The following is a 25869-nucleotide window of genomic DNA, read 5'->3' on the forward strand; positions in this document are numbered from 1 at the left end:
GGGGGTGGGGTTCCGCTGCGGCGGGACCCCACCCCCGTTCCGGTGCATAGGCTGGCGAGCCGTCCACGACGCAGGCACGAGAAAGGTACGGGGATGGGCGAGCTCGGACTGGCGGAAGTGACGCGCGAGAACTTCGACGCGGCGGTGGGGGTGCGGGTCCGTCCGGACCAGGAACACCTGGTCGGACCGGTCATGAAATCGCTGGCGCAGGCCTATGTCTTCGGGGAGTCGGCCTGGCCGCGCCTGATCCTGGACGGCGGCCGCGTGGTCGGCTTCCTGATGGCCTTCCTGGACATCGCCTGGGAGGACGACGCGGGCCCGGCCGATCCGCGGGACCGCCGCTCGGGGCTGTGGCGCCTGAACATCGCCGACGGCGAGCAGGGCCGCGGCTACGGGACCTTCGCCGTGCAGCAGGTCGCGGCCGAGATCCGCCGCCGGGGCGGCAGCCGGCTCCACGTCAGCTGGCACCCGGGGGACGACGGTCCGGAGAAGTTCTACTTGCGCCTGGGGTTCCGGACCACCGGCGAGACCATCGGCGGTCAGACCGTCGGAGTGCTCGACTTGTCCTGAGCGGGACCGGTTGTCCGCCGACGGCACCGGCGCGATGCTCACTGAGCGGGTAACCCCCGGTCACCGGTGGCCAACCTGTACAGCCGGCTCCGGAATAGCTGCCATTCCGTCATCGGCGAACCCCTCAACCGCCCGGCCCCGCGGCGGTAGCCTGACAGTCGTGACGAAAGAACCGTCAGCCGACAGCGTCGTCGGCTGCCCCGCAGGCCCGCTCCCCGGTTCCCCCGACTTCGGGGACCAGACGGTCACCAGCCACCACTTCGGCGAGGAGGGGGCGAAGCTGACCTACGGCTCCTACCTCCGGCTGGAGCAGCTGCTGACCGCCCAGGTCCTGGAATCGGATCCGCCGGCGCACGACGAACTCCTGTTCATCACCATCCACCAGGTGTACGAGCTGTGGTTCAAACAGCTCCTGCACGAGGTCGACGCCGCCACCGGGGCCATGTTCGGCGGCCGGCTGTGGTGGGCCAAGCACCTGCTCAAGCGGGTGGCGGTGATCGAGGACGTGCTGATCCGGCAGATCGCGGTGCTGGAGACCATGACCCCGCAGGACTTCCTGGTGTTCCGCGAGCTGCTGTCCCCGGCCTCCGGGTTCCAGTCCGCGCAGTTCCGGGAGCTGGAGTTCGCCTCCGGCGCGAAGGACCCGACCTACCTCAAGCGCTTCCGCGGCCTCACCGAGGCCGAACAGCAGCGGCTCGCCGACCGGCTCCGGGCTCCCAGCCTGTGGGACGGCTTCGTGCACGCCGTCGGCGCCTCCGGGCTGCCCGCCGCGACCGGCGAGGAGCTGAGCGACTCCCTCGTGGCGGTGGCCCGCGACCGCGACAAGTACGGCGAGCTCTGGGAGCTGGCCGAGGCGCTGCTCGACCACGACGAGGCCGCGGCGCTGTGGCGCGCGCGGCACGTGACGATGGTCGAGCGGCAGATCGGCACCAAGTCCGGGACCGGCGGTTCCACCGGCGCCCCGTACCTGCGCTCCCGGCTCGGCCTGCACTACTTCCCGCTGCTGTGGGAGATCCGAAGTTCGCTCTAGGCGGTGACTTTTCGGCGCGTCCGTCGTCTTTCCGAGTATGACCCCGAGCGCGCCGGCCCCGCCCGACAACTCCACAAGCAGTCCCGCAGTCCTGCGAGTCCCCACGCAAACCACTTAGTCACGCAAAGGCGCGCGACAGAATAGAGTTCACACGGCCATGCAGAGCACGTATACGGGTGCGACACTGGGCAAGCTCGACCAGGTGAAGGCCGATCTGCTGAGTCAGGCGGCCAGATCCGGTGCCGACGGCGGCGCCGGGGGCGCCTCGTCCGGGTTGTTGATGCCGGCTCGCGGGGACGGCGCCATGGAGGCGTTCCTCGGCGAGTACTACCGCCACGCGGCCCCCGAGGACCTGGTCGGCGCGCCAAAGGACGTCCGGTCGGCGGCGCTGTCCCACGCCGCGCTGGCCGGCTCCCGGCCGCAGGGCACGGCGAAGGTACGGGTGCACACCCCGAGCGTGGAGACCACCGGCTGGTCCAGCGGGCACACCGTGGTCGAGATCGTCACCGACGACATGCCGTTCCTGGTCGACTCGGTCACCTCCGAGCTGTCCCGCCAGGACCGCGGCATCCACGTGATCATCCATCCGGTGCTGCACGTGCGCCGCGACCTGACCGGCGCGCTGCTGGAGGTCCTGGCCCCGGACCAGGACAAGGCCGGCCCGGAGGTGCAGGTCGAGTCCTGGATCCACATCGAGATCGACAAGCTGTCCCCGCGCGAGGACGCCGACGGCAGCCGCTACGCCGAGATCGAGGCGGACCTGCAGCGGGTGCTGCGCGACGTGCGCGAGGCCGTCGAGGACTGGCCGAAGATGCGGGCCACCGCGCTGTCCCTGGCCGAGGACCTGCACCCGGCGGCCGAGGCGCCCAAGCCCCCGGTGCCCTCCGAGGAGCTGTCCGACGCCTCGGACCTGCTGCGCTGGCTGGCCGACGACCACTTCGCCTTCCTCGGCTTCCGCGAGTACGACCTGGTCACCGACGAGAACGGCGAGGAGAGCCTGCGCGCGGTGCCCGGCACGGGCCTGGGCATCCTGCGCGGCGACCAGCCGATGTCGCAGAGCTTCTCCAAGCTCGGCCCGGACGCCCGGGCCAAGGCCCGCGAGCCCCGGCTGCTGGTGCTGACCAAGGCCAACACCCGCTCCACCGTGCACCGTCCGGCCTACCTGGACTACGTCGGCGTGAAGAAGTTCGACGCCGAGGGCAACGTGGTGGGCGAGCGCCGCTTCCTGGGCCTGTTCGCCGCCCCCGCCTACACCGAGTCGGTGCTGCGGATCCCGGTGGTGCAGCGCAAGGTGCGCGCGGTGCTGGCCGACTCCGGCTACGACCAGAACTCGTTCTCCGGCAAGGAGCTCCTCCAGATCCTGGAGACCTACCCGCGCGACGAGCTGTTCCAGATCCCCGAGGGCGAGCTCGCCGCGATCGCGATCGCCGTCTCGCAGTTGCAGGAGCGCCGCCGGCTGCGGCTGTTCCTGCGCAAGGAGGCCTACGGCCGCTTCTACTCGGCGCTGGTCTACCTGCCGCGCGACCGCTACGACACCTCCACCCGCCTGGACATGCAGGAAATCCTGATGCGGGAGCTGAACGGCGCCGTCATCGACTACACGGTGCGCAACACCGAGTCGGTGCTGACCCGCCTGCACTTCGTGGTGCGCGTCGCCCCCGGCGCCACGCTGGTCGACCCGGACTCCGACGCCATCGAGGCCAAGCTCGCCGCGGCGACCCGGACCTGGGACGACGGCTTCGCCGACGCGCTGCTGGAGGACTTCGGCGAGGCCCAGGCCCGGGAGCTGCGCGACGCCTACGGCGCGGCGCTGCCGGAGTCGTACAAGGCCGAGGAGCGGCCGGAGATGGCCGTGGCCGACGTCAAGGTGCTGGAGGGCCTGAAGGCCTCCGGCGAGGGCAGCGCGGTGCGGCTCTACGAGGAGGTCGACGCGGCCCCCGGCGAGCGGCGCTTCCGCATCTACCGGGTCGGCGCCTCGGTGTCGCTGGCCGAGGTGCTGCCGGTCTTCCAGAAGATGGGCGTCGAGGTCATCGACGAGTTCCCCTACGACCTGGAGACCGAGTCCCCGGACGAGCCGGACTCCCGGATCTACGACTTCGGGCTGCTGTGCGACCCGTCGTCGGTGGCGGACAACGCGCTGGACGAGACCGCCCGGCAGCGCTTCCAGGAGGCGTTCACCGCGGTCTGGACCGGCCGGGCCGAGAACGACGGCTTCAACGCCCTGGTCCCGCTGGCCGGGCTGACCTGGCGGCAGGCGGTGATCCTGCGGGCCTACGTGAAGTACCTGCGCCAGGGCGGGATGACGTTCAGCCAGGAGCTGATCGAGTCGGTGGTGGCGAACAACCGCCGGATCGCCCGGCTGCTGGTGAAGCTGTTCGAGGCGAAGTTCTCCCCGGCGTACTCGCACGAGACGCCGGAGCTGTGGGAGAGCATCGTCGAGGAGACCGAGGCGGCGCTGGACGGCGTGCAGTCCCTGGACGACGACCGGATCCTGCGCTCGCTGCTGAAGGTCATCCAGGCCACGCTGCGGACCAACTACTTCCAGACCGACGACGCCGGCGATCCCAAGCCCTACGTCTCCTTCAAGCTGGACCCGCACGCGGTCCCGGACCTGCCGGCGCCGCTGCCGCGGTTCGAGATCTGGGTCTACTCCCCGCAGGTGGAGGGCGTGCACCTGCGCTTCGGCAAGGTGGCGCGCGGCGGCCTGCGCTGGTCGGACCGCCGGGAGGACTTCCGCACCGAGATCCTGGGCCTGGTGAAGGCGCAGATGGTGAAGAACTCGGTGATCGTGCCGGTCGGCTCCAAGGGCGGGTTCTACGCCAAGAACCTGCCGGACCCGGCGGCGGACCGCGACGCCTGGCTGGCCGAGGGCGTCAGCAGCTACAAGACCTTCATCTCCGGCCTGCTCGACATCACCGACAACCTGGTGGCCGGCGAGGTGGTGCCGCCGCGCAACGTGGTCCGGCACGACCCCGACGACACCTACCTGGTGGTGGCCGCCGACAAGGGCACCGCGACCTTCTCCGACATCGCCAACGGCCTGGCCGTGGACGCCGGGTTCTGGCTCGGTGACGCCTTCGCCTCCGGCGGCTCGGTCGGCTACGACCACAAGGGCATGGGCATCACCGCCCGCGGCGCCTGGGAGTCGGTGAAGCGCCACTTCCGCGAACTCGGCGTGGACAGCCAGTCCGAGGACTTCACCGCGGTCGGCGTCGGCGACATGTCCGGCGACGTGTTCGGCAACGGCATGCTGCTCTCCGAGCACATCCGCCTGGTCGCGGCCTTCGACCACCGGCACATCTTCCTGGACCCGGACCCCGACGCGGCCTCCTCCTTCGCCGAACGGCAGCGGATGTTCAACCTGCCGCGCTCGTCCTGGGGCGACTACGACACCTCGCTGATCAGCCCCGGCGGCGGCGTGTTCCCGCGCGGCGCCAAGTCGATCCCGATCACCGCGCAGGTCCGCAACGCGCTGGGCCTGGAGTCCAATGTGCTCCGGATGGCGCCGAACGAACTGCTGAACGCGATCCTGAGGGCGCCGGTCGACCTGTTCTGGAACGGCGGCATCGGCACCTATGTGAAGGCCGCCTCGCAGAGCCACGCCGACGTCGGCGACAAGGCCAACGACGCCTTCCGGATCAACGGCTCGCAGCTGCGCGCCCGGGTCGTCGGCGAGGGCGGCAACCTGGGCTTCACCCAGCTGGGCCGGATCGAGTACGCCATCAACGGCGGCCCCAACGGCTCCGGCGGCAAGATCAACACCGACGCCATCGACAACTCGGCCGGCGTCGACACCTCCGACCACGAGGTGAACATCAAGATCCTGCTCGACCAGGCCGTCCACGCCGGCGACCTGACCGTCAAGCAGCGCAACAAGGCGCTGGCCGAGCAGACCGACGAGGTGGCGCGCCTGGTCCTGCGCGACAACATCGACCAGAACATCGCCCTGGCCAACGCCCAGTGGCAGGCCCCGGAGCTGATCGACGCCCACGGCCGCCTGATGCGCCGCCTGGTCAAGGACGGTCTGCTCAACCGCGACCTGGAGTACCTGCCGGACGACAAGGTCCTGGCCGAGCGCCGCGCCGCCAACGCCGGTCTGACCCAGCCGGAGCTGTCGGTCCTGCTGGCGTACGTGAAGATCGTCCTGGCCGACGAGCTGTTTCTGTCCTCGCTTCCGGATGACGCCTACTACGTGGAACGGCTCCAGGACTACTTCCCCACCCCGCTGCGGGCCCCCTACCGCGCCCTCATGGACGCCCACCCGCTGCGCCGCGAGATCATCACCACCCAGGTGGTGAACGACGTGGTGAACAACGCCGGCATCAGCTTCGCCTTCCGGATGCGCGAGGAGTCCGGCGCCTCCGCCGACCAGATCGCCCGCTCCTACAGCGCCGCCCGCGAAGTCTTCGACATGTCCGGACTCCTGGCCACCATCGAGGGCCTGGACAACCAGGTCCCGGCGGCGGTGCAGACCGCGATGCGGATGGAGGTCCGCCGCCTCACCCAGCGCGCGGCCCGCTGGTTCCTCCAGAACCGCCGGCACCCGCTGGACATCACCGCCCAGATCGAGCACTTCCGCGAGGGTGTCCGCGACATCTCCGCCCACCTGCCCAAACTCCTGGCGGGCCCGCACCTGACCCGCTACCAGGAGCAGCGCGAGGACCTGATCATCGCCGGGGTCCCCGGCGACCTGGCCTCGGCCGTGGCCGGGATGCCCTCGATCTTCGGCGCCCTGGACATCGTCGAGACCGCCGCCGCGGCCGGCAAGCCGGTCCTGGACGTCGCCGAGGTCTACTTCGACCTCGCCGACCGCATGGAGATCGCCGCGATCCAGCAGAAGATCGTGGACCTGCCCCGCGTCGATCGCTGGCAGACGATGGCCCGCGCGGCCCTGCGCGACGAGCTCTACGCGTCCCACGCGGGCCTGACCGCCGCCCTCCTGGCCTCGGGCGACGAGTCGGCGACGCCGGAACAGCGCTACGAGGCGTGGATCGACAAGGACCGCGCGGCGGTGGAACGCTCCCGCATGGTCCTCGACGAGATCATGGCGTCCGACACCTACGACCTGGCCACGCTGTCGGTCGCGATGCGGACCATCAGCGCCATACTGCGGGCGACGTCGATGTAGTCGGCGGGGTCGGATCGGGTCGACGGGCCGGATCGGGCCGACGGGGTCGGATGGAGCCGACGGAGTCGCTGAAGCGACAGGCGGCCGGGACGCGCGAGGCGTGTCCCGGCCGTCGTGTGTCGGGTATCGCGGCCGCCCTGCGGACACTGCTGACAGAACCCTGATTAACTCCGTCGATTCCGGGAGCGGCGGCCGGTAGGCTCCCCAGCTGAGGGATCGCGGGGGAGACCAACGGGGGAATCGATGCTCATAGCGCTCTCAGCAGTGCCCTTCACTCGGCCGCCGTGTCGCGTGGACTGCAAGCCCAGTCCCGACCCGTCCCCTTCTCAGGGCTGGATGGTGGTGGCCCTCGGCGTGCTGGCCCTGCTCATCGGCATCGCGGTGGCCCGCTGGGGTCCGAGGTCCGGCCCCGACGCCGGGCACGCGGCCGACGAGGCGACAGCTCGCGTCGGCGGGGTGGTGTCGGTCCTCGGCGTGGTCGCGGTCGTCGCCGGCGTCGTGATGGCCCTCTGGGACCGTTCCGCGGTCGAGAGTTCCAAGAAGGAACTCCGGCAGGACGCGACCACCTTCGCATCGCTGGTGGTGGCCGGTCCGGTGACGTGCCGAGAGGTCGGCTCCATGAACCACGGATCCGGCGGTACCGCCAGTTGCGACGGTTCGCCGAGGTCTTACGCCATGAACGGCCAGTACACGGACAGCGTCGGGATCCTGGCGGTGAAGTACGTCTTCTCCACCGCCTTCTCGACCAACGGCGAGGTCACCGTCAACGACCCGCTCAACCACCGCTCGTTGTGCGTCAGGGTGCCCGACACCGACGTCCTGGGCGCCGCGGCCCCTGAGACCCTGCGTCCGCCCTACGACATCTTCGCCAAGATGGACGTGAGCCCCTTCATCGCCGACGGCGCCTGCCCCGACGCGCCGCCCCCGGGTTACTGAGCCTTCCGCTGCTTCCCTCGGAACAACCCGTCGAACCCGGCAGCCTGCACGCGGTGCCACAGCGCGTCGGAATCCGTCCCGATCGAAGCCGACGCCTTCCCCAGGTGCCAGTCGTGGGCGGCGAGCAACTCCAGCAGGTACCCCCGCCGGACCTGTGCTTCCGACAGCCGGAACGTCTTCAAATAGGCGATCCGGCCATCCCCGTCCGTGATCGCCTCACCGATGTGGTTCTCCTCGCCGGGCTTGAACGCCGGCTTGAACCGAACCAGATCGAAGTCGCCCATTTGGTAGGCGCGCTCACTCGTGTACGCCTGATCCACCAGCGCGCTCATCATCACCGTGTCATGGAACTCCGCCCACGCACGGTTCTGTGCCAAGGCGGCCGCGCGCAGCCCCGCCAGACTGTCGACGTCGTCGTCGATCCGTGCACGGAACTCGCGCACCGCGGGCATCATCAGCGCGTACTGGTAGATCAGTTCCCCGTACATGTCCAGCAGCAGCGTCGGGTGCAGCTCCCGATAGTCGTCCGGATGCGGCACGACGAACGCCGCGGCTAGGGCATCGGCCGCGTACAGAAGCACGCCGCACTGGCCTTCGTAGATCTCGAAGACCCGGAGCGCGTCCTGAAGCCCGGGAATCACCAACCCCCGCCACGACGCCTCCGACCGCGGCGAGAGCCCCCGGTGGATCACCCGCTCCGACGACTCCCGCCAGGCGATCGCCGGCGCGTCGAAGTGCAGCGCCAGGTATCCCTCCATCGCCAGATGCAGCGGCAGGAACCGAGCCCTCTGCTTGCCGGCCTTCTGCACCATCCGCTTGTGCGTGGTCATGGGCATGCCCAGGATCTTCTCGGTCTTGCCGACGATCTGCGTCCCGTACGCGGCGGACTGCTCGCTGTCGCCGGCATCCCGGTTCCAGTCCGCCACGAACCCGTGCGGGATGTACGAGTGGTACGAGACCGTGTTCGTGATCAGCACCTTGCTCCGCACCGTGGGTCCGAACGCGAGCCGGTGCAGCCGCAGTCCCTCGACCGGCCGCTCCCGCAGCAGCGGCACCAGCCGCAACGCGCCCCACACCTGCGAGGGCCCGGTCCGCAGGCCGGACAAGTCAATGCGCACCGAGATACCTCCGCACCCGGCCGTCGAGATAGGCCATCAGCTCCGGCAGCCCGAGCAGTCCCTGCGCGAACTGTGCCAACTCCACCAGCGACACCAGGTCCTCGGCGTCCCGGATCCCGACCGACGGCGCGTCCGGGCTCAGGGCCCGCACATCCAGCGTGTCGGCGTCGAACACCGGGTTGACGTGCACGACGTCCACCCGCTGCTCCGGATCCAAGCGGGCGCGCCAGACCCGCAGCACTTCGCCGGCCAGGCCGGGCGGGCTGTTGTCCCAGCCGTCCGAGACCACGACGATCCGGTCCGGGCCGGTCTCCAACGCGTCGATGAGCCGCAGGCCCAGCGGCGTGGGGCCGCCCGGATACGTCAGCAGCGGATCCTTGCGCCCGGACATCCACAACGGCGTGTACTGCCCCGGCGCGGCCAGCGCCTCCAGCAGGAAGTGGCAGGCCAGCGCCACGGCCAGCGGCCGCCGCCGCTTCACCGGCGACCCGAACGACGAGAAGCTGTCGTCCAGGACCGCGGTCACCCGGCCCCAGGTCCCGGCCAGCTCGCCGGCCTCGACCGCGGCGAAGCGGCGCAGGCCCTCGGTGAGCTCGGCGCGCCGAGCCGCGCGCTCGTCCAGCGGCAGGGCCAGGACGCGGACCGCGAGCCGGGTCAGCCATGGGATCTGCTGCGGGCCGTGGTACTTGGCGCTCTCGTTCAGCAGCGCGAGCGGGTCGACCGGATCCTCGCCGGTGCGCAGCTTCTCCAGCGGCGTCATCCGGTCGCTGATGCGCGCCAGGAAGACCTCGCGGTCGATGCCGTGCTTCGCGGCGAAACCCTCGGCCACTGTGTAGGGGAGCTTGTAAAGCGCGCTGCTGGTGTAGTGAGCCTGGCGCCACGTCTCCAGAATCGGCGTGGTGTAGGGCTTGTGCGCGAGCGGACCGAACAGGAAGTCCCGCAGTTCGCCGTCGCCGATGTCGATGTGCGCGTGCTTCAGTCCGGCCTTGAACCCGCTGCGGTATTTCACCGCGTGGTACGCCGGACTCTCCAAGCCCTTGATCCAGTCGCGGACGATGGCCCGGGTCCGGCGGTTGTTGACCCCGTGCCGTCGCAGGTCCTTGAACAGCCGGAACACCCGGGGCGGCGGCAGGGTCAGCAGCCGCCGGGCTATCAGCGTGCCCTCGGTCGCCTTCTGCCCGGGCGTCGCGTTCCGCGCGGTCTCCAGCAGGCCCCTGATCGCCATTAGCGCGTTGTGGTCGTTGATACCGAGCGCGAGCGAGGCGGCGTAGAGGTCGCGGTAGTTGTAGAGCATGTACTCGTGCAGGAACTCCAGCGACATGGCCTGCTCGTCGGCGGTGTCGTAGAACTCCCGCTGCCCGGTCGAGGCGGTCGCCGCGTTGACGAACAGCAGCACGTCCTCGGCGGCCACCAGGTCCGCGGCCATCCCCATACCGGTCGCCCCCCCACGTCGCGGCCCGAACTCCTTGATGCCGGTCGGGGAAGGAGGGCGCGAACTGCGAATCATTGCGATAAAGGCAGGTTCCGGAAGTCGCGCTTCGAGTCCCGCGACCGGCGACGATCACGATACCCGAAGGCGACCTTCGAACAGGCGGGCTTTATCGCCGCTATCAGGTGGCTGCCATGGTGTCGCGGTCCTCGGGGGGCTCGCGGGCCGCCCTCAGGCCGCCCTCAGGCCGGTCTCAGTCCTCTGCGGCCGTCACCGTCGGCTCCCCGCTCAGCCGCGCGTCCAGCAGCCGCCGCAGCGAGGCCAGCCGCGCCGGGTCGGCGTGCCCCTCGGCCACCCATGCGTCCAGCGCGCACTCCGGCGCCATCGAGTCGTGCTGACAGCCGCGCGGGCAGTTCCCCGTGCCCTCCGCCAGATCCGGGAAGTGGTCGATGAGCCGGTTCACGTCCACGTGCGCCAGCCCGAAGGACCGCACGCCCGGGGTGTCTATCACCCAGCCGCCCTGCTTGCCCGGCAGCTCCAGGGCCAGCGCCGAGGACGAGGTGTGGCGGCCGCGCCCGGTCACCGCGTTCACCCGGCCGGTGGCCCGGGTCGCGGTCGGCACCAGCTGGTTCACCATCGTCGACTTCCCGACGCCGGAGGAGCCGACCAGCACCGAGGTCCGCCCGGCCAGCCGCGCGGCCAGGCCCTCGGCCCCCGAGCCGTTCGCCGAGACCACGATCGGCAGCCCCAGCGGCCGGTACATGTCCAGGACCGCGTCCTCCTGCCACGCTATGACCAGGTCGGCCTTGGTCAGGCAGAGCAGCGGCTCCATGCCCGCGTCGTAGGCCGCCACCAGGCAGCGGTCGATCATCCGGGGCTGCGGCTCCGGGTCGGTGAACGCCGCCACGATCACCAGTTGGTCGGCGTTGGCCACCAGCACCCGCTCCACCGGATCGGTGTCGTCGGCGGTGCGGCGCAGCAGCGTCGTGCGGTCCTCGACGCGCACGATCCGGGCCAGCGCGTCCGGCGACCCGGACAGGTCCCCGACCAGGGCCACCCGGTCGCCGACCACTATCCGCTGCCGCCCCAGCTCGCGCGCCGTCATCGCGGTGACCGTGCGCGACTTCTTCTTGTCCTGGATCAGGCAGGTGTAGCGGCCGCGGTCGACCGTGATCACCATGCCGACCGCCGCGTCCTCGTGCGCGGGCCGGCTTTTCGTCCTCGGCCGGGACCCCCGCGGGTTCGCCCGAACCCGCACGTCGGTCTCGTCGTAGCTGTCGAGCTTCCGGCCGGCGCGCGCCATCAGCCGACGATCCCTGCCGAGGCGGTCGACGGGTCGTGGTCGTCGGCGGCCAGCATCGCCGCCCACATCGCCGGGAAGTCCGGCAGCGTCTTGCCGGTGGTGGCGATGTCCTCGACCTGCACGCCGGGCACGGCCAGGCCCAGGATCGCGCCGGCGGTGGCCATCCGGTGGTCGGCGTAGCTGGCGAACACGCCGCCGTGCAGCGGGCGCGGGCGGATCAGCAGCCCGTCCGCCTCCTCGGTGACGTCGCCGCCGAGCCCGTTGATCTCCCGGGCCAGCGCGGCCAGCCGGTCGGTCTCGTGCCCGCGCAGGTGGCCGATGCCGGTGAACCGGGACGGGGAGTCGGCCAGCGCCGCGATCGCGGCCAGGGTCGGCGTCAGCTCGCCGACGTCGCGCAGGTCGGCCTCCAGGCCGTGCACCCCGGCGCCGCCGGTGACGGTCAGCCCGCCGGTGGTGAGCTCCACCCGGGCGCCCATCTCGCGCAGCAGGCCGCGCAGCGCGTCGCCGGCCTGGGTGGTGGCGGCCGGCCAGTCGGCGACGGTCACCGTGCCGCCGGTGATCAGCGCGGCGGCCAGGAACGGCGCGGCGTTGGACAGGTCCGGCTCGATCACCCAGTCGCGGCCGCGCAGCGTCGCGGGCGCGACGACCCAGCGGCCCGGCTCGGAGTCGTCGACGGTGCCGCCGGCGGCCCGGACGAACTCCACGGTCATCTCGATGTGCGGCTGCGACGGGATCGGCCCGCCGATGTGCCGGACCTCTACGCCGCGCCGGTACCGGGAACCGGCCAGCAGCAGCGCGGAGATGAACTGCGAGGAGGCGGTGGCGTCCAGCTCGACCAGACCGCCGGGGACCGAGCCGGTGCCCTCGACCAGGAACGGGAAGGCGGCGCGGTCGCCGTCGTCGATGCGGACGCCGAGGTCGCGCAGCGCCTGGATCAGCGTGCCCATCGGGCGGGCGCGGGCGTAGGGGTCGCCGTCGAAGTACACCGGGCCGTCGGCCAGCGCCGCGACCGGCGGCAGGAAGCGCATGACGGTGCCGGCCAGGCCGACGTCGACCCGGGCCACGTCGCCGCCGTCGCCGCCGGTGAGTTGCTCCGGAGGGGTGACGGTCCACACCGGCGCCGCGTAGCGCTCGCCGGCCTCGACCGCCACGCCGAGTTCGCGCAGCGCGTCGATCATCAGCACCGAGTCCCGGGCCCGCAGCCCGCCGGCGATCGTCGAGGGGCCCGCGGACAGGGCCGCGAGCAGCAGCGCGCGGTTGGTCGCCGACTTGGATCCGGGCACCCGGACGTCGGCCGCGACCGGGCGGGTGGCGGACGGCGCGGACCACAGGATCTTCTCGGCGGAGGTCATGGGGACAAGGCTAGTCGCTGTGCCGGATAGCCGCTGGCGCTGTCGGATGCCGGTACGCGGGCCGGACGCGGGCCGGTCCACCCGATCGGGGAGTCATTGGCGGTCCGGTCCGGGAACCGCTGTCGGTCCGGTCCGGGAACCGCTGTCGGTCCGGTCGGCGGCCCGTTGTCGGTCGGATCGGGGCCCGCTGTCGGTGATCCGTGATTAGCTCGGGGGCATGTGTGGACGCTACGTGCTGCGGACCGACCCCTCCCAGCTGGCCGGCCAGCTCGGCATCGAGCAGCCGGAGAGTTTCGAACAGGTCGCCGCGGACTTCGAGCCGAACTACAACGTCGCGCCGACCGACCGGATCGTGGCGGCGATCGAGCGGCACCCGCGCGACGCCCAGGCCGGGTCCGAGGCCGTGCGCAAGCTCAAGGAGGTCCGCTGGGGCCTGGTCCCCTCCTGGGCCAAGGACCGCTCGATCGGGCAGAAGATGTTCAACGCGCGGATCGAGACGATCACCGAGAAGGCGTCCTTCAAACGCGCGTTCACCAAGCGCCGCTGCATCATCCCGGCCGACGGCTATTACGAGTGGTACAAACCGGCCGGCCCCAAGCCGGTCAAGCAGCCGTTCTTCATCCACGACGGCTCCGGCGACGCGCTGGCCTTCGCCGGGCTCTACGAGCTGTGGCGGGACCCGGCGGTCGAGGACAAGGAGGACCCGGCGGCCTGGCTGTGGTCGGCGACCATCCTGACCACCGCGTCGGTCGGCGGCCTGCACCACATCCACGACCGGATGCCGGTGATCGTGCCGCGCACGCACTTCGACGCCTGGCTGGACCCGGACTACGGCTCCGGCGACGGCGACGCGCAGGCTTTGCTCAACCTTTTGGACGCCGGCCGGGATCCGCGGCTGGAGACGTATCCGGTGTCGACCGCGGTGAACTCGGTGCGGAACAACGGACCGGAGCTGGTGCTGCCGCTGGAGGCCGAATAGCCGGCTCCGGCCGCGGGGGCGATCGGAGGTGATCGCCGCGGATGGAGAGGACTGACTCGGGGCGAAGCCGCGGCGAATGAGGGGGTTGCCATGCCCTAGGATCGGCGCGTCTGCAACCAGTCCTTGCCTCAATAGGCTCACTCTCCGGGGGGATCGTGAGTACGCCCACCATGTCCCGCAGCGCGCGTCGGTCGGCCACGAAGCGCAGCGAACGCCGCGCCCTGGCCGAAGCCCACCGCCATCTCGACGACGTCGAGATCTGGTTCGTCCGGCGCGGTCTGCCGCACTTCATCGAGAACTACCGCGCGACCGAGGACGTCTTCAAGCGCGCGCTCCCGCTGTTCGTCGTGCTGGTGCTGTTCCAGATGGGCCTGGAGCTCACCAGCTCGTCCCCGACCTGGGCCGACCGGGGAATCGGAGCCGCCATCGGGTTCGGCACCGTGCTCGTGGTCTTCCTGGCCGCCAACCTCGCGCGGCAGCCGCACGCCTGGTACCGCCTGCCCAGGGTCATCGGCGCCCCGGAGATCGCGGTGCTGGTCGTCCTGGGACCGGCGGTCGGCAAGATCTCGCACGCCTCCTGGAAGGCGGTGCTGATCGACGCCGTGGCCAACGTCCTGGTGCTGGGACTGGCCTACGCGGTGGTGTCCTACGCGATGCTGCCGGTGGTGCTCTGGGCGCTGCGGCACTCGGTGCGCGAGCTCGGCAACCTGGTCAACCTGGCCAGCAAGGCGCTGCCGATGCTGGCGCTGTTCGGCACCTTCTTGTTCCTCAACGTCGACATGTGGCACATCTCCTCGTCGTTCGAGAAGCGCAGCCAGCTGTGGTGGACGACGCTGTTCTTCGCCCTGATCATCTTCGGCTTCCTGATGGTGCGGCTGCCCGGCGAGGTCAAGCTGCTCTCCGGCGAGTACACCCGCGACGCGGTGATGGCCGCGGCCGCCGACACGCCGCTGGCCCGGCACCTGGAGGAGCTCGACGAGGAGCTGCCGCAGTTGCTGACCAACCGGCGGCAGCGGATCAACATGCTGTTCGTGCTGGCCTTCACGCAGATCATCCAGATCCTGCTGCTGGCCGTGGTGGTGTTCCTGTACTTCGTGTCGCTCGGCAAGCTCGCGGTCAACAACGGCCAGGTCGCGGACTGGCTGCGGACGCCGGAGTGCAAATTGGCGGAGGGCGTGCCCTCGCCCGCGCACAACGTCGACGCCATCATGCAGGCGTGCGGGTTCACGGACAAGGAACAGGCCGAGTCCTGGCTGAAGATCATCGAGCCTGGCAAGCTGTTCGGGTTTGCGGCGCGGATCCCGCTGGGCGGCGAGCACGAGCTGGTCTTCTCCGAGCCGCTGCTGCGCACCGCGATCCTGCTGACGACGTTCTCGGCCTTCTTCTTCGCGGTCTCGGCGGTCACCGACGAGGCGTACCGGAAGGACTTCTTCGAGTCCATCACCGGCAAGCTCACCAAGTGCCTCACGATCCGCTGCGGCTATGTGCACCTCTATGAGAAGGCCACCAGCATGGCGCTGGCCGACCACGGTCTGATCGGCGACCCGCGCGCGGTCTACGAGGATCACCGGCGCACTGTCCAAGTCCCGGTGCTGCTGATTGAAGCGGGCAAGCTGCCGGGCGAGGGTGCGGGCACCGACACGGTCCCGCTGAACGTGTTCACGGCGGACGGGAGCATGCCGACGCAGCCGGTTCCGGTGCCCGCGCTGACCGATCCGGTGGCCCCCGCGCAGCCGTCCAAGCACGACGCGCTGCCGCCGATGCCGGCGCAGCCGGGGAGTCACGATGCCGCGTCGGACGACCCGTTCACGCGGTGGCCGCAGCAGGGCAGCTGAATCAGGGGCGTGAGTCACCAGCCGGCCGAGGTCGGTGGGGCGAAGGCGAAGGCCCGGCCCGGGGAGCGATTCCCGCGCCGGGCCTTCGGCGTGTTGCTGTTTCTGCTTATGGTTTCGCCCGCGGTACGGACTTTCGTCTGCGCTACGGACTTTCGCCCGCAGTGCGGACGCGGCCGGAAGCTCTAAGCGGCCATCAGGAACCGGTCCAGCACCTTGCAGCCGAACTCCAGCGCGTCCAGCGGCACCCGCTCGTCGACGCCGTGGAACATCGCCGCGAAGTCCAGGCTCGGGTCCAGCTTCAGCGGCACGAACCCGTAGCCGCGGATCAGGCCGCGGCCCATGTCCAGCGTGCCGAAGGTCTTGTTGTCGGTGCCCGCCGACAGGCAGTAGGGGACGACCCGCGCCGCCGGGTCCTCGGCCTGGAGCGAGGCCATCATCTTCTCCACCAGCGGCACCTCGAACGGGGCCTCCAGCGCGATGTCGTAGTGCGTGAACTCGCGGGTCACGTCGGGACCGAGCAGCTTGTCGATCTCGGCGAAGTACTCCTCCTCGCGCCCCGGCAGGAACCGCCCGTCGATCTCGGCGAAGGCCCGCTCCGGAATGACGTTCACCTTGTACCCGGCGTCCAGCTTGGTCGGGTTCGCGGTGTGCTGGAGCGTGGCGCCGATGAACCGGGCCAGCGGGCCGATCTTGGCCACCGCGGCGCGGGCCGAGTCCGGGTCCTTCGCGTCGAACTCGACGCCGAGCGCCTCGGTGACCTCGGCCAGGAAGGCGGTGACGGTCGGCGTCAGGGTCACCGGCCAGTCGTGCCGGCCGATCCGCGCCACGGCCTCGGCCAGGGTGGTGACCGCGTTGTCGTCGTTGATCATCGAGCCGTGGCCGGCCCGGCCGCGGGCCTGCAGCCGCATCCAGGCCAGGCCCTTCTGCGCGGTCTCGATGAGGTAGTAGCGGAGATCCGGCGAGACCTCGTAGGAGTAGCCGCCGACCTCGCTGACCGCCTCGGAGACGCCGTCGAACAGGCCGCGGTGGTGCTCGGCGAGGAACTTGGCGCCGTAGGTGCCGCCGGCCTCCTCGTCGGCCAGGAACGCCAGCACCACGTCGCGGCGCGGCCTGCGGCCCTCGCGCAGCATGCGGCGCGTGACGGCCAGCATCATCGCGTCCATGTCCTTCATGTCGACCGCGCCGCGGCCCCACACCAGGCCGTCGCGGACCTCGGCGGCGAACGGGTCGAAGGTCCAGTCCGCGGGGTCGGCCGGGACCACGTCCAGGTGGCCGTGCAGCAGCAGCGCGTCGGCGCCGGGATCGGTGCCCTCGATCCGCGCCACCACACTGGCCCGGCCCGGCTCGGACTCGAAGACCTGCGGCTCCAGCCCGGCCTCGGCGAGCTTCTCCGCCACGTATTCGGCCGCCGGCCGCTCCGGCTTGACCGGGTTCGAGGTGTCGATCCGGATGAGGTCGCGCAGGAAACCCACGACCTCGCCGTAAGGGACTTCTGCGGAGTCCGGTGTGCTCGTCATGCTCCAACCCTACGCTGCCGGATCTTCGCCGGGCCGGGCCGAGCTCAGCGGACCGGCTCGCCCAAGAGGGTCTCTTCCCAGCGCGTCGCGGACACCTCGCAGTACCGGGTGGTGCGGTCCCGGGACCGCCACACGGCCATCGGTGCGGGCAGATCGGGCAGCGCCGCCGTCTCCTTGTCCGCCAGGCCGAGGATGTGCCGCATCATGGCGGCCTCCTCGCGCGACATCTGTTGCAGACCGACGAGATCGGCGTCCTTGAGGTAGCCGGCCGAGCGCGGGTCCAGATAGGGCAGCACGGTGACGACGGCCGTCCACGCGCCGCGGGGGACCGCCGCATAGGGCGGACGCGCACCGCAGTCGCGCAGCACGAGCAGGGGAGTGGCCGCGGTCGGCTTGGGCCACGCGGCGGGCGGAGTGGGGCGGGCGGCCGGTTGCACGGCCAGGCGCGCGGCGTCCAGCCCGGAGTGCAGCAGGACCGGATCCCATTCGTCGGCGCGCGCGGTCTCCACGATGACGCGAGCGCCCACGGCGGCACCGCGCAACGCCAGAATCTCGGCGAGGTAGCGGCCGCCGACGACCGCGACGCTCAGGCCTCTGCGACGGAACAGGCCGAGCGCGACGGGGCGGTGCGCCGGATCGACGCCGACGAGCACGCCGCCGGGCGCGGTCACCAGGCCGTCCGGCCCGGTGGCGGCGAGGGAGTCGGCCAGCCCGCTGCGCAGCCCCGGGAGATAGTCCGTCTCGGTCAGGGCGGTCGTGCGGTAGCCGGCGACGGCGAGCTGCGCGGAGGCGGCCCGGGCGGCCTTGTCGAGCGTCCGGCGCGCGCCCTCCAGGCCGCCGCCGCGTGCCAGCATCGGCCCGGCGGCGCGGTCGGCCCAGGCGTGGCGCGGGCTGCCGGGGAGCTCCAGGCGCATCGTCAGCCAGGTCAGGCGCGCGGCCGGGATCGGCTCGGCGGAGGCGTGCTGGGCGACGTCGCGGTTCAGGCTCTGATAGGAGGTTCCGGCCTGGGAGCGTTCGGGCAGTCCCGCGCCGGTGGACTGGAGGTGCTGGACGAGGCGGACGTCGGCCAGGCCGAGCAACGGATCGGCGCGGAGGTTCTCCAGCACCTGCGCGGGGATCGGGGGCGTCTGATCGCCGGCCGGCAGGACGGCGTCGACGGGCTCGAGTTCGAGCACTGCGGTGAGGAAGTCGAGGCGGGCAGGGGCCGTCGGCTTCGCGGCGACGCCCGCGCTCGTGATGGTGGTCTTGACGGCGCCGGTGAGGGCGCTCGCGGTCGCGATCGCCGCGGGCGGCTCGCTGAACAGGGTGTCCGCGGGGGAGCTCAGGCTTCTGCGTCGGCCGCGCAGCCGCCGGACGGCGAGCAGGCCGGAGGTGACGACGACTTCCGATGCCACCACGAGACCGATTCCGACGAAGGCCCGCATGAGGACGTATCGTACGGGGAATGGCGACGCGGAAGGAGCAGCTGACGGCGACGGAGTTCTCGCGGCGCCGGATCCTCGGGGCGGTGCTGCGGCCCCGTGCCGGGGAAGTCGGGGAGGGCGTGCCGAGGCCGTTCCGGGCGTACTTCGTCGCCGGGATCGTGGTCGTTTTCGCCCTGGGTACCGCCGCGGTCGTGGGCTATATGAACCCGAAGCCGAAGGACGCGTGGAAGAAGGGCCTGATCGCCGACGGCTCCGGGACCGAGTACGTGATGCTCGACGGCCGGCTGCACCCGCTGCTGAACGGGACCTCGGCCCGGCTGCTGTTCGGTTCGACGACGAAACCGGTCCGCCCCGGGGACGCACAGCTGGCGCCGTATCTGCGCGAGCTCGGCCCGGCGGTGGGGCTGGCCAAGGTGCCCGAGAGCCTGCCTTCGGCCGCCGACCTCGATCTGAAGGACTTCTCGGCCTGCGTGACGCCGGAGGGCAAAACAGTGGTCGAGGTCGGCTTCCCGGCGGCCTCCGGCCCGGGTCTGCTGGCCGGTCCCGACGCGCTGCTGGTGCAGGACGACGCCGGACAGCAGTGGGTGGTCGAGGACGGCCTGAAGTACCGCATCGGCGACCGCGCCGTGGTGGCGGCGGCGTTCGCCACGAACGGCGTGCACCCGCGCCGGGTCCCGGCGGCCTGGCTGAGCGGTCTCTCGGCGGGCGACGTGCTGGGCATCCCGACCATCTCGGGCCCTTACGGCGGCCCGGACCCGCGCCCCGCACCTGCCGGCTTCGACAAGATCGGCATGTTCGGCAAGACCTTTGGACCGGGCGGCTCGGTGGCGGACTACTTCCTGGTCACCGGCGACGGCGTGGCCGCGGTGACACCGACCATGTACGAGCTCTACCAACGGGATCCGCGGCTGACGCAGTACAAGTTCACGGAGGCGGTGCTGCCGGCCGGCAAGGTGACGGCGGACATGATGGTGGGGACGGCGGCATCGCAGACGCTGGCGTGGCCGGTGGCGCCGCCGCGGTTCTCGGCGGAGTGGCAGGACGCGGGGACGTCCGGCGCGGCGGTGGTGTGCGCGACGTTCGCGGGGACGTTCGATCAGCAGGGGCGGGCGCATATGGAGGTGGCGGTGCGGGGTGCGTTGCCGGCGGGGGCTGCGGGTGGTGGTGCGGCTGCCGGCGCGGCTTCGGGCGGCGGGAGTGCCGATCTCCCGAGCGCGGTCGTCCGGGCCGGACACGGAGTGATCGTGCGCGAGTCGGGCAGCGACCCGGCGACGGCGCCCGAGTATCTGCTTGCTGATACCGGACTCCGGTACGAGCTCGTGGACGCCGCACCCTTGCGACTCGGATACGACGGCATCGCCTCCTGCGAGGTCCCGGCGCAGTGGTTGCGGCTGGTGCCCCTCGGGACCGCACTGGATCCGAGCAGAGCGGCGACGCCGGTCGGTTCCTAGCGTTCCGACGGCGTCCGAACTCCCTCCTTCTCAGTCATCACACTCTCAGTTGTCGAAGCATGCCGCGCCGGGTACCTTGTAACGCATGGAACCTGGTGGCGCCGCGAAGGCTGTCAGCCAACTCCGTCGCGGCGTCCTCGAATTCTGCGTCCTGGCCCTGCTCCGCGACGGCGAGCGCTACGGCGTCGAACTCCTTCGCGACCTCGCGGCCGTCGACGCCCTGGTGACCAGCGAAGGGACGATCTACCCTCTGCTGTCCCGCCTGCGCAAGGAACACCTCGTCGAGACAGCCTGGCGCGAATCCCCCACCGGCCCGCCCCGCCGCTACTACAAGCTCACGCCCACCGGCGAGAAGGCCCTCGCCGAGTTCAGCACCGAGTGGCGCCGTTTCCGAGACGGCGTGGAGTACTTCCTTTCTGCGAACGGGAGCGTGGAGGAATGAGCACCGACAACGACGACCTGACGGCCGCCTACCTGGCCGAACTGGAACGCGAAGCAGCCCGCCTGCCCTGGAACGCACGCGCGGAGCTGCTGGAGGACGTCCGCAGCCACATCGAGGTGGCCCTCGCCGAGATGCGCGAGGCCGACGAGGCGTTCGGGGACGGGTCTGCTCCCGCCGACGAGGCGGCCCAGGTCCGCGCGATGCTCAGAGCGCTCGGCGAACCGCGCGAGATCGTGGCCGAGGCGCTCGCGGATGTAGCTGTAGATGTAGATGGCGCTGGTGATGTCGCTGTTGCTGGCGATGCTGGGTCTGAGCTCGGTCGGTCTGCGTCGGGTCAGCCTGCGTGGGGCCGGTCGGAAGTGGGCCAGCCTGCTGTCGACCGTCCTGAGCTCGGGCGTCCTGAGCTCACCTCACCGTACCCACTCGGCACCCAGGAGATCTTTGCGATACTCCTCCTACTAGCCGGCGGCCTCCTCTTCGGCGCCGGCTGGATAGCCGGCGTCCTCCTGCTGTGGAACTCCGACCGCTGGACCACCCGCGACAAACTGGCCGGCACCCTCATTATCCCCGGCGGCTACGCGACCCTCCTCTACGCCCTGACCGTCCCGGTCAACTGGTCGCTCCCCACCTGGCTCGGCGCACCACTACTCCTCCTAGCAGCCGCAGCCCCCGCAGCCACCGCCACCTTCCTCTTCCGCCAAGCCAGACACCACCCCGGCACCCGCCCAACCGCCCCCACCTCCACAACCACCCGCATCGTCCTCAGCCTCATCGGCGGCATCGCAACCATAATGGCCATCGGCCTCGTCGCCGCCTTCGTCAGCGTCGGCAGCAGCTCCGGCCGCGTCCACCCCGACCACGGAAGCCTGACCACCGACTACATCGACGGCCCCGGCCCGACCTCCGGATACGTAGCCCCGATGAAGTCCCCTGTCCCACCGTCCTCGTCGGACTCCACGTCCCGATGAGGGGCTTCAGCGCCGGCAGCGTCCGCCTCCTGCGGTTGGAATTGGACTTGGTCCTGCTCTAGCTCTTGGTTATGCCCTGGCTCTCGGTCCTGCGTCAGCTTCCGGTCCTGCGCCTGGTCTTGGCCTCGCACGTGGTCTTGGTTCTGTTCTTGTTCTTGTTCTTGTTCTTGTTCTTGTTCTTGTTCTTGTTCTTGTTCTTTACTATTATCTTGGTTTCGTTCTCGGCCCGATTCCGGCGCTTCAGCAGCCGCAGGCTCCTGATCCTCGAACACCACCTCCCACCGCGGCTCCGGCAACAAAGCGGTCTGCACCAGCACCGCCCCACCCCGCCGCGTCACCAACTGCCCCCGCCCCACCGGCTGCCGACTCGGCCGCGCCGCACCGAGCAGCGGCCCCTCCTCCCGGTCGCCCGACAACAACAGCCCCGGCGCGTTCAGATCCCGCATCTTCTGCAACACCGGGTCGAACATCGCCCGCCCAGCCCCGCCGCTCTGCCGGGCCACGACCAGGTGCAGCCCCACATCTCGGCCGTACGGCAGCAGCTCCACCAGTGGCGTCAGCGGGTTCGTGGTCGGCGACGCCACCAAGTCGTAGTCGTCCACGAACACGAACACGTCCTTGCCCGTCCGCCAGCTCCGCGTCCGCAACTGTTCCGCCGTCACATCCGGCCCCGGCAACCGCTGCCGCAGCGCCTCGGCCAGCTGCGTGATCATCGTCAACGCCGGCGGCCCCGCGACGGCGTACCCGGCGCCGTACCGCTCCGGCACCGCGCCCATCAGGCTTCGGCGATAGTCGACGACCATGAACCGCGCCGCCAGCCGCTCCTCGTCCACCGCCTCCACCAGCGACGCGATCAGCAGCCGCAGGAAGTTCGACTTCCCGGACTCCGCCTCCCCGAACACCAGGAAGTGCGGCTCCAGCGCGAAGTCCAGGGTCACCAGGCTCAGCCCGGCCTCCTCGACCCCGATCGTCACGTCGGCGGCGCCGCGCTGCCGCGGCACCCGCGACCGCAGCTCGGCCGCGTCGACCCGCGACGGCAGCATGCGGACCCGCGGCACCGGAGCCCCCGGCCACGCCTTCGCGATCGCCGCCGCCAGCTCCTCCGGCGGCACGTCGGTCATCCCGCCGAGGCTGTGCGCCTTCTGCCGCGTCATGCCCCGGCCCGGCATGCCGGTCGGCACCTCGGCCGCCGCGCGCCGGTCCATCTCCGACTCCATCGGGTCGCCCAGCCGCAGCTCCAGCCGGGTCATGACAGCGTCCTTCAGCTGCGCCCGGACGTCCGCCCACCGGCCGGTGGACGCCAGCAGGTGCACCCCGAACCCGAGCCCGCGCCGCGCGATGTCGACGACGTCCTGCTCCAGCGGCTCGAAGTCGTGCCGGAACGCCGACCAGCCGTCGATGACCAGGAACACGTGGCTCTCGTCATAGGACGACGCCTTCGCCAGCCCGGCCGCCTCCCGCCGGTCCAGGGTCCCGACCGTCTCCGCCACGATCCGCCGCACCAGCTCCGGGTTCGAACGCCCGGCGACGGCCGACACGTGCGGCAGCGCGGCCAACGGCCCCAGCGAGCCGCCGCCGAGGTCGATCACCAGGAACCGGATCTCGCGCGGCGTGTGGGTGAGCGCGAGCGAGAACATCAGCGTCTGCAACACCGTCGACTTCCCGGCCCGCGGCCCACCCGCCACCAGCACGTGCCCACCGGCCCCGGACAGGTCCAGCACCTGCGGGTCCTGGCGCTGGTCGGTGGGCTTGTCGACGATGCCGACCGGCACCGCCAGCCGCCCGCTCCCGGGCCACCCGGTCGCCGAAAGCCCACGTTCCTCGGTGACCGCGATGCCCGGCAGCAGGAAGTCCAGGGTCGGCGACTCGTCCAGCGGCGGCAGCCACACCCGGTGCGCCGGCGGTCCGAAGCCGGACAGCCGGTCCACGATGACGTCCAGGACGGAGGCCGACGTCTGCCGGTATCCCTCGGCGGAGTCCAGCACGACCAGGGACGTGGCGTCCGTGAGGTCCGGTTCGAGCGGCGGCCCGTAGAGCGTCACCACCGGCGCCTGGTGCAGCGCCGTGAACCACACCGGACGAGGCTGCTGTACGCTGCGCGCCGCCGGCGTCGCCTGCGCCTTGGCATGTCCGTAGGGCCCTGACACGTACGCGGCCTTGAACCGGGTCATGGTCTCGCTGTCGTACTTCAGGTAGCCGGACCCGGGGACGTTCGGCAGGGTGTGCGCGTCCGGCACACCGAGCACGGAGCGCGACTCCGTGGCCGAGAACGTCTTCAGCCCCAACCGGAACGACAGATAGGTGTCCAGCCCGCGCAGTCGCCCTTCCTCCAAACGCTGCGACGCCAGCAGCAGATGCACGCCGAGCGAGCGCCCGATCCGGCCGATCTGGAGGAAGGTGTCGATGAACTCCGGACGCGCCGCGAGCATTTCGGAGAACTCGTCGACGACGATGAGCAACGAGGGCAGGGGGATCAGATCCGGCTTGGCGGCGCGGACCTTCTCGTAGTCGTGGACGTTCTTCACGTTGCCGGCGCGCTTGAGCTGCTCCTGCCGCCGGTTCAGCTCCCCGGTCAGCGCGTCGCGCATCCGGTCCACCAGCGTCAGGTCGTCGGCGAGGTTGGTGATCACCGCCGCGACGTGGGGCAGGCCGGCCAAGCCCGCGAACGTCGCCCCGCCCTTGAAGTCGGCGAGGATGAAGTTCACCTGCTCGCTGGAGTGCGTGAGCGCCAGCGCCGCCACCAGGCTGCGCAGCAGTTCGGACTTGCCGGAGCCGGTCGCGCCGATGCACAAGCCGTGCGGGCCCATGCCGCCGAGCGCCGCCTCCTTCAGGTCCAGTATCACCGGCCGGCCGTCCTCGCCCACCCCGATCGGCACCCGCAACCGGTCGTTGGGGGCCGAGGCGGTGCGCTGCCACAGCCGCGGCGGATCCACCTCGGCGGCGTCGCCGAGGCCCAGCAGGTCCGTGAACTCCAAGGCGGACAGCAGCGGCTCGTCCCCGTCGCCGGCCGACAGGCGCAGCGGGGCCAGCTGCCGAGCCAGAGCCTCGGCCTGGGCCGTGGTCAGCAGGTCGACGCGGATCGGGAACGGGCGCTCGTCCGGCCCGACGTGGACGTCCGGCACGTCCAGCGTCGCCATCCGGTTCTTGGCGATCCGCAAGGCCATCTGGTGCCGCTTCAGGCGCGGTTCGGGTTCCGGCACGATGTCGAGCACTGTCACGCCGAGGAGGCCGTCCTCGGACAACTGCAGCAAGGAAGGCGGAGCCGGAGCCGAGGAGGAGGCCGACGTCGAGGACGGCGACCCGGACGAGGCGGAGTCGTCCTCTGAACCCGACACGCCCGACACCCGCGACACCCGCGACACGTCCGACGCGCCTAATGCTTCCGATGCCGCCGGCGCCGCGACGTCGAGAATCACGAGCAGATGCGGGCGGTCGATGAGCATGACACTGGTGGTGAAGCGCGGCCGTTCGGCGAGCAGCGCCTCCAGCCCGCTCTCGGCGTCCGCCGGATCGTCGTAGATCATGCGCTGCGGTCCGGCGGCGTCCTGGGCACTCGGATGTTGGACGTGCGGCAGCCATTTCGCCCAGTCCCAATCCCGGATCCGCTCGCTGTCGGCGACGACGCAGATCCGGAGCTCGTCGGGGGAGTGGAAGGTGACCGCCTGGGCCAGCAACGCTCGGACCACCCCCGGGGCGGGCGCGCCCCCGACAAACAGCCGGGCCACCGAGCGCAGCGCGATCGCCACCGGCTGGTCCGGCAGCGTGCCGTGCACCGCGAGCAGGCGCCGCAGGGCGTCCGCGCACATCGGCTCGACCTCCGGCAGTGGTGCCGTCTCCGGCGGCACCAGCCGGGTTGCCGCCCGCGCCGGGCCGCGCCCGATCCGCAGCGCGAGGAAGTCCGCGTCGATCGGACGCCGCTCCCACAGCCGCTCGCGCAGCGCGACCAGGCTCCACAACACATCGGGCTCCGGGTTGGCATAGCGCGTCGCAGCCTTCTGCGCCTGGGTCGCGGCCACCACCTCCGCACGCGCCTGCGCCAGATGCCGCAAGTAGTCGCGCTGGGCGTCGGCCAGCTTCCCCTTGCCGCCGTTGCGCTGCCGGAGCGCCGTCACCGCGCCGAACACCAGGCTGGAGACGAAGGTGAGACCTCCGATCACCATTATCAAAGCATTGGCACCAGGGACGAAGAAGAACACCACCGATCCCAGACCGGCCACCATCGGCAGCAGGTTCAGGGCCCAATGCCCGTCGCCACCGCCGCGCGGCAGCTCCGGCGGCGGCTGGAGGACCACCGAGCCGGCCGACGCTTCCGGGGCCGGACGACGCGGCGCGCGTTTGACAGGGGTCGTGCTCATTCGTGAAGGGTATTCGGAGTGACCGGCTGGCT

Annotated in this window: 16 protein-coding genes; 9 read left to right on the forward strand and 7 right to left on the reverse strand. The window is 71.1% G+C overall.

What is annotated here, in order from left to right; genetic code table 11:
* The first annotated feature begins 93 nt into the window (after positions 1-93).
* The 4 genes from ABD481_RS33315 to ABD481_RS33330 all read left to right on the forward strand — a co-directional run bounded on the left by ABD481_RS33315 (position 94) and on the right by ABD481_RS33330 (position 7664).
* Positions 94-570 (forward strand): GNAT family N-acetyltransferase, encoded by a 477-nt coding sequence (locus ABD481_RS33315; protein ID WP_344669801.1) that lies wholly within the window; start codon positions 94-96, stop codon positions 568-570.
* Positions 571-730: 160 nt separating this feature from the next.
* A complete protein-coding gene (locus ABD481_RS33320) occupies positions 731-1600 on the forward strand; it encodes a tryptophan 2,3-dioxygenase (protein ID WP_344669802.1) in 870 nt (289 codons plus the stop codon).
* A 157-nt stretch (positions 1601-1757) separates the two neighbouring features.
* Positions 1758-6728, forward strand: a complete 4971-nt coding sequence (locus tag ABD481_RS33325; RefSeq protein ID WP_344669803.1) for an NAD-glutamate dehydrogenase — start codon at positions 1758-1760, stop codon at positions 6726-6728.
* Between the two features lie 336 nt (positions 6729-7064).
* Positions 7065-7664, forward strand: coding sequence for a hypothetical protein (locus tag ABD481_RS33330; protein WP_344669804.1), 600 nt, complete (start codon positions 7065-7067; stop codon positions 7662-7664).
* Here ABD481_RS33330 and ABD481_RS33335 read toward each other — a convergent pair.
* From ABD481_RS33335 to aroA, 4 genes are all read right to left on the reverse strand, one after another.
* Positions 7658-8782 carry an ARPP-2 domain-containing protein gene (locus ABD481_RS33335; protein WP_344669805.1) on the reverse strand — a complete coding sequence of 375 codons (1125 nt, stop codon included), beginning with the start codon at positions 8780-8782 and terminating at the stop codon, positions 7658-7660. The two genes, ABD481_RS33330 and ABD481_RS33335, sit on opposite strands and share 7 nt — an antisense overlap.
* Positions 8772-10214 (reverse strand): hypothetical protein, encoded by a 1443-nt coding sequence (locus ABD481_RS33340; protein WP_344669806.1) that lies wholly within the window; start codon positions 10212-10214, stop codon positions 8772-8774. Before ABD481_RS33340 ends, ABD481_RS33335 begins: the two co-directional genes overlap by 11 nt.
* A gap of 250 nt (positions 10215-10464) precedes the next feature.
* Positions 10465-11514 carry a ribosome small subunit-dependent GTPase A gene (gene rsgA / locus ABD481_RS33345; protein ID WP_344669807.1) on the reverse strand — a complete coding sequence of 350 codons (1050 nt, stop codon included), beginning with the start codon at positions 11512-11514 and terminating at the stop codon, positions 10465-10467.
* Positions 11514-12866 (reverse strand): 3-phosphoshikimate 1-carboxyvinyltransferase, encoded by a 1353-nt coding sequence (gene aroA / locus ABD481_RS33350; RefSeq protein ID WP_344669808.1) that lies wholly within the window; start codon positions 12864-12866, stop codon positions 11514-11516. Before aroA ends, rsgA begins: the two co-directional genes overlap by 1 nt.
* Before the next feature lie 217 nt (positions 12867-13083).
* On the opposite strand from aroA, the gene ABD481_RS33355 reads away from it, so the two are divergent.
* Together ABD481_RS33355 and ABD481_RS33360 are read left to right on the forward strand one after the other, a co-directional pair.
* Positions 13084-13845 carry an SOS response-associated peptidase gene (locus tag ABD481_RS33355; protein WP_344669809.1) on the forward strand — a complete coding sequence of 254 codons (762 nt, stop codon included), beginning with the start codon at positions 13084-13086 and terminating at the stop codon, positions 13843-13845.
* A 155-nt stretch (positions 13846-14000) separates the two neighbouring features.
* Complete coding sequence (locus ABD481_RS33360; protein ID WP_344669810.1) at positions 14001-15680, forward strand: hypothetical protein; 1680 nt, start codon at positions 14001-14003, stop codon at positions 15678-15680.
* A 182-nt stretch (positions 15681-15862) separates the two neighbouring features.
* On the opposite strand, the gene ABD481_RS33365 is transcribed toward ABD481_RS33360, so the two are convergent.
* On the reverse strand, positions 15863-17197 hold the full coding sequence (locus ABD481_RS33365) for a M20/M25/M40 family metallo-hydrolase (RefSeq protein WP_344669811.1): 1335 nt from the start codon (positions 17195-17197) through the stop codon (positions 15863-15865).
* A gap of 44 nt (positions 17198-17241) precedes the next feature.
* Positions 17242-18621, reverse strand: a complete 1380-nt coding sequence (locus ABD481_RS33370) for a hypothetical protein (RefSeq protein ID WP_344669812.1) — start codon at positions 18619-18621, stop codon at positions 17242-17244.
* Between the two features lie 20 nt (positions 18622-18641).
* Here ABD481_RS33370 and eccB point away from each other — a divergent pair, with 20 nt between their 5' ends.
* From eccB to ABD481_RS33385, 3 genes are all read left to right on the forward strand, one after another.
* A complete protein-coding gene (gene eccB, locus ABD481_RS33375) occupies positions 18642-20072 on the forward strand; it encodes a type VII secretion protein EccB (protein ID WP_344669813.1) in 1431 nt (476 codons plus the stop codon).
* A gap of 85 nt (positions 20073-20157) precedes the next feature.
* Entirely contained in the window at positions 20158-20514 is a 357-nt protein-coding gene (locus ABD481_RS33380) for a PadR family transcriptional regulator (protein ID WP_344669814.1), read from the forward strand.
* Entirely contained in the window at positions 20511-21482 is a 972-nt protein-coding gene (locus ABD481_RS33385; protein ID WP_344669815.1) for an HAAS signaling domain-containing protein, read from the forward strand. The genes ABD481_RS33380 and ABD481_RS33385 overlap by 4 nt, the downstream gene beginning before the upstream one ends.
* On the opposite strand, the gene eccCa is transcribed toward ABD481_RS33385, so the two are convergent.
* The gene (eccCa, locus tag ABD481_RS33390; RefSeq protein WP_344669816.1) at positions 21392-25837 is read right to left on the reverse strand and encodes a type VII secretion protein EccCa; all 4446 of its coding nucleotides are present in this window, start codon (positions 25835-25837) and stop codon (positions 21392-21394) included. The two genes, ABD481_RS33385 and eccCa, sit on opposite strands and share 91 nt — an antisense overlap.
* Positions 25838-25869: the final 32 nt, after the last annotated feature.

This window comes from Catenulispora yoronensis (assembly GCF_039531695.1).
GTDB classification, from domain to species: domain Bacteria; phylum Actinomycetota; class Actinomycetes; order Streptomycetales; family Catenulisporaceae; genus Catenulispora; species Catenulispora yoronensis.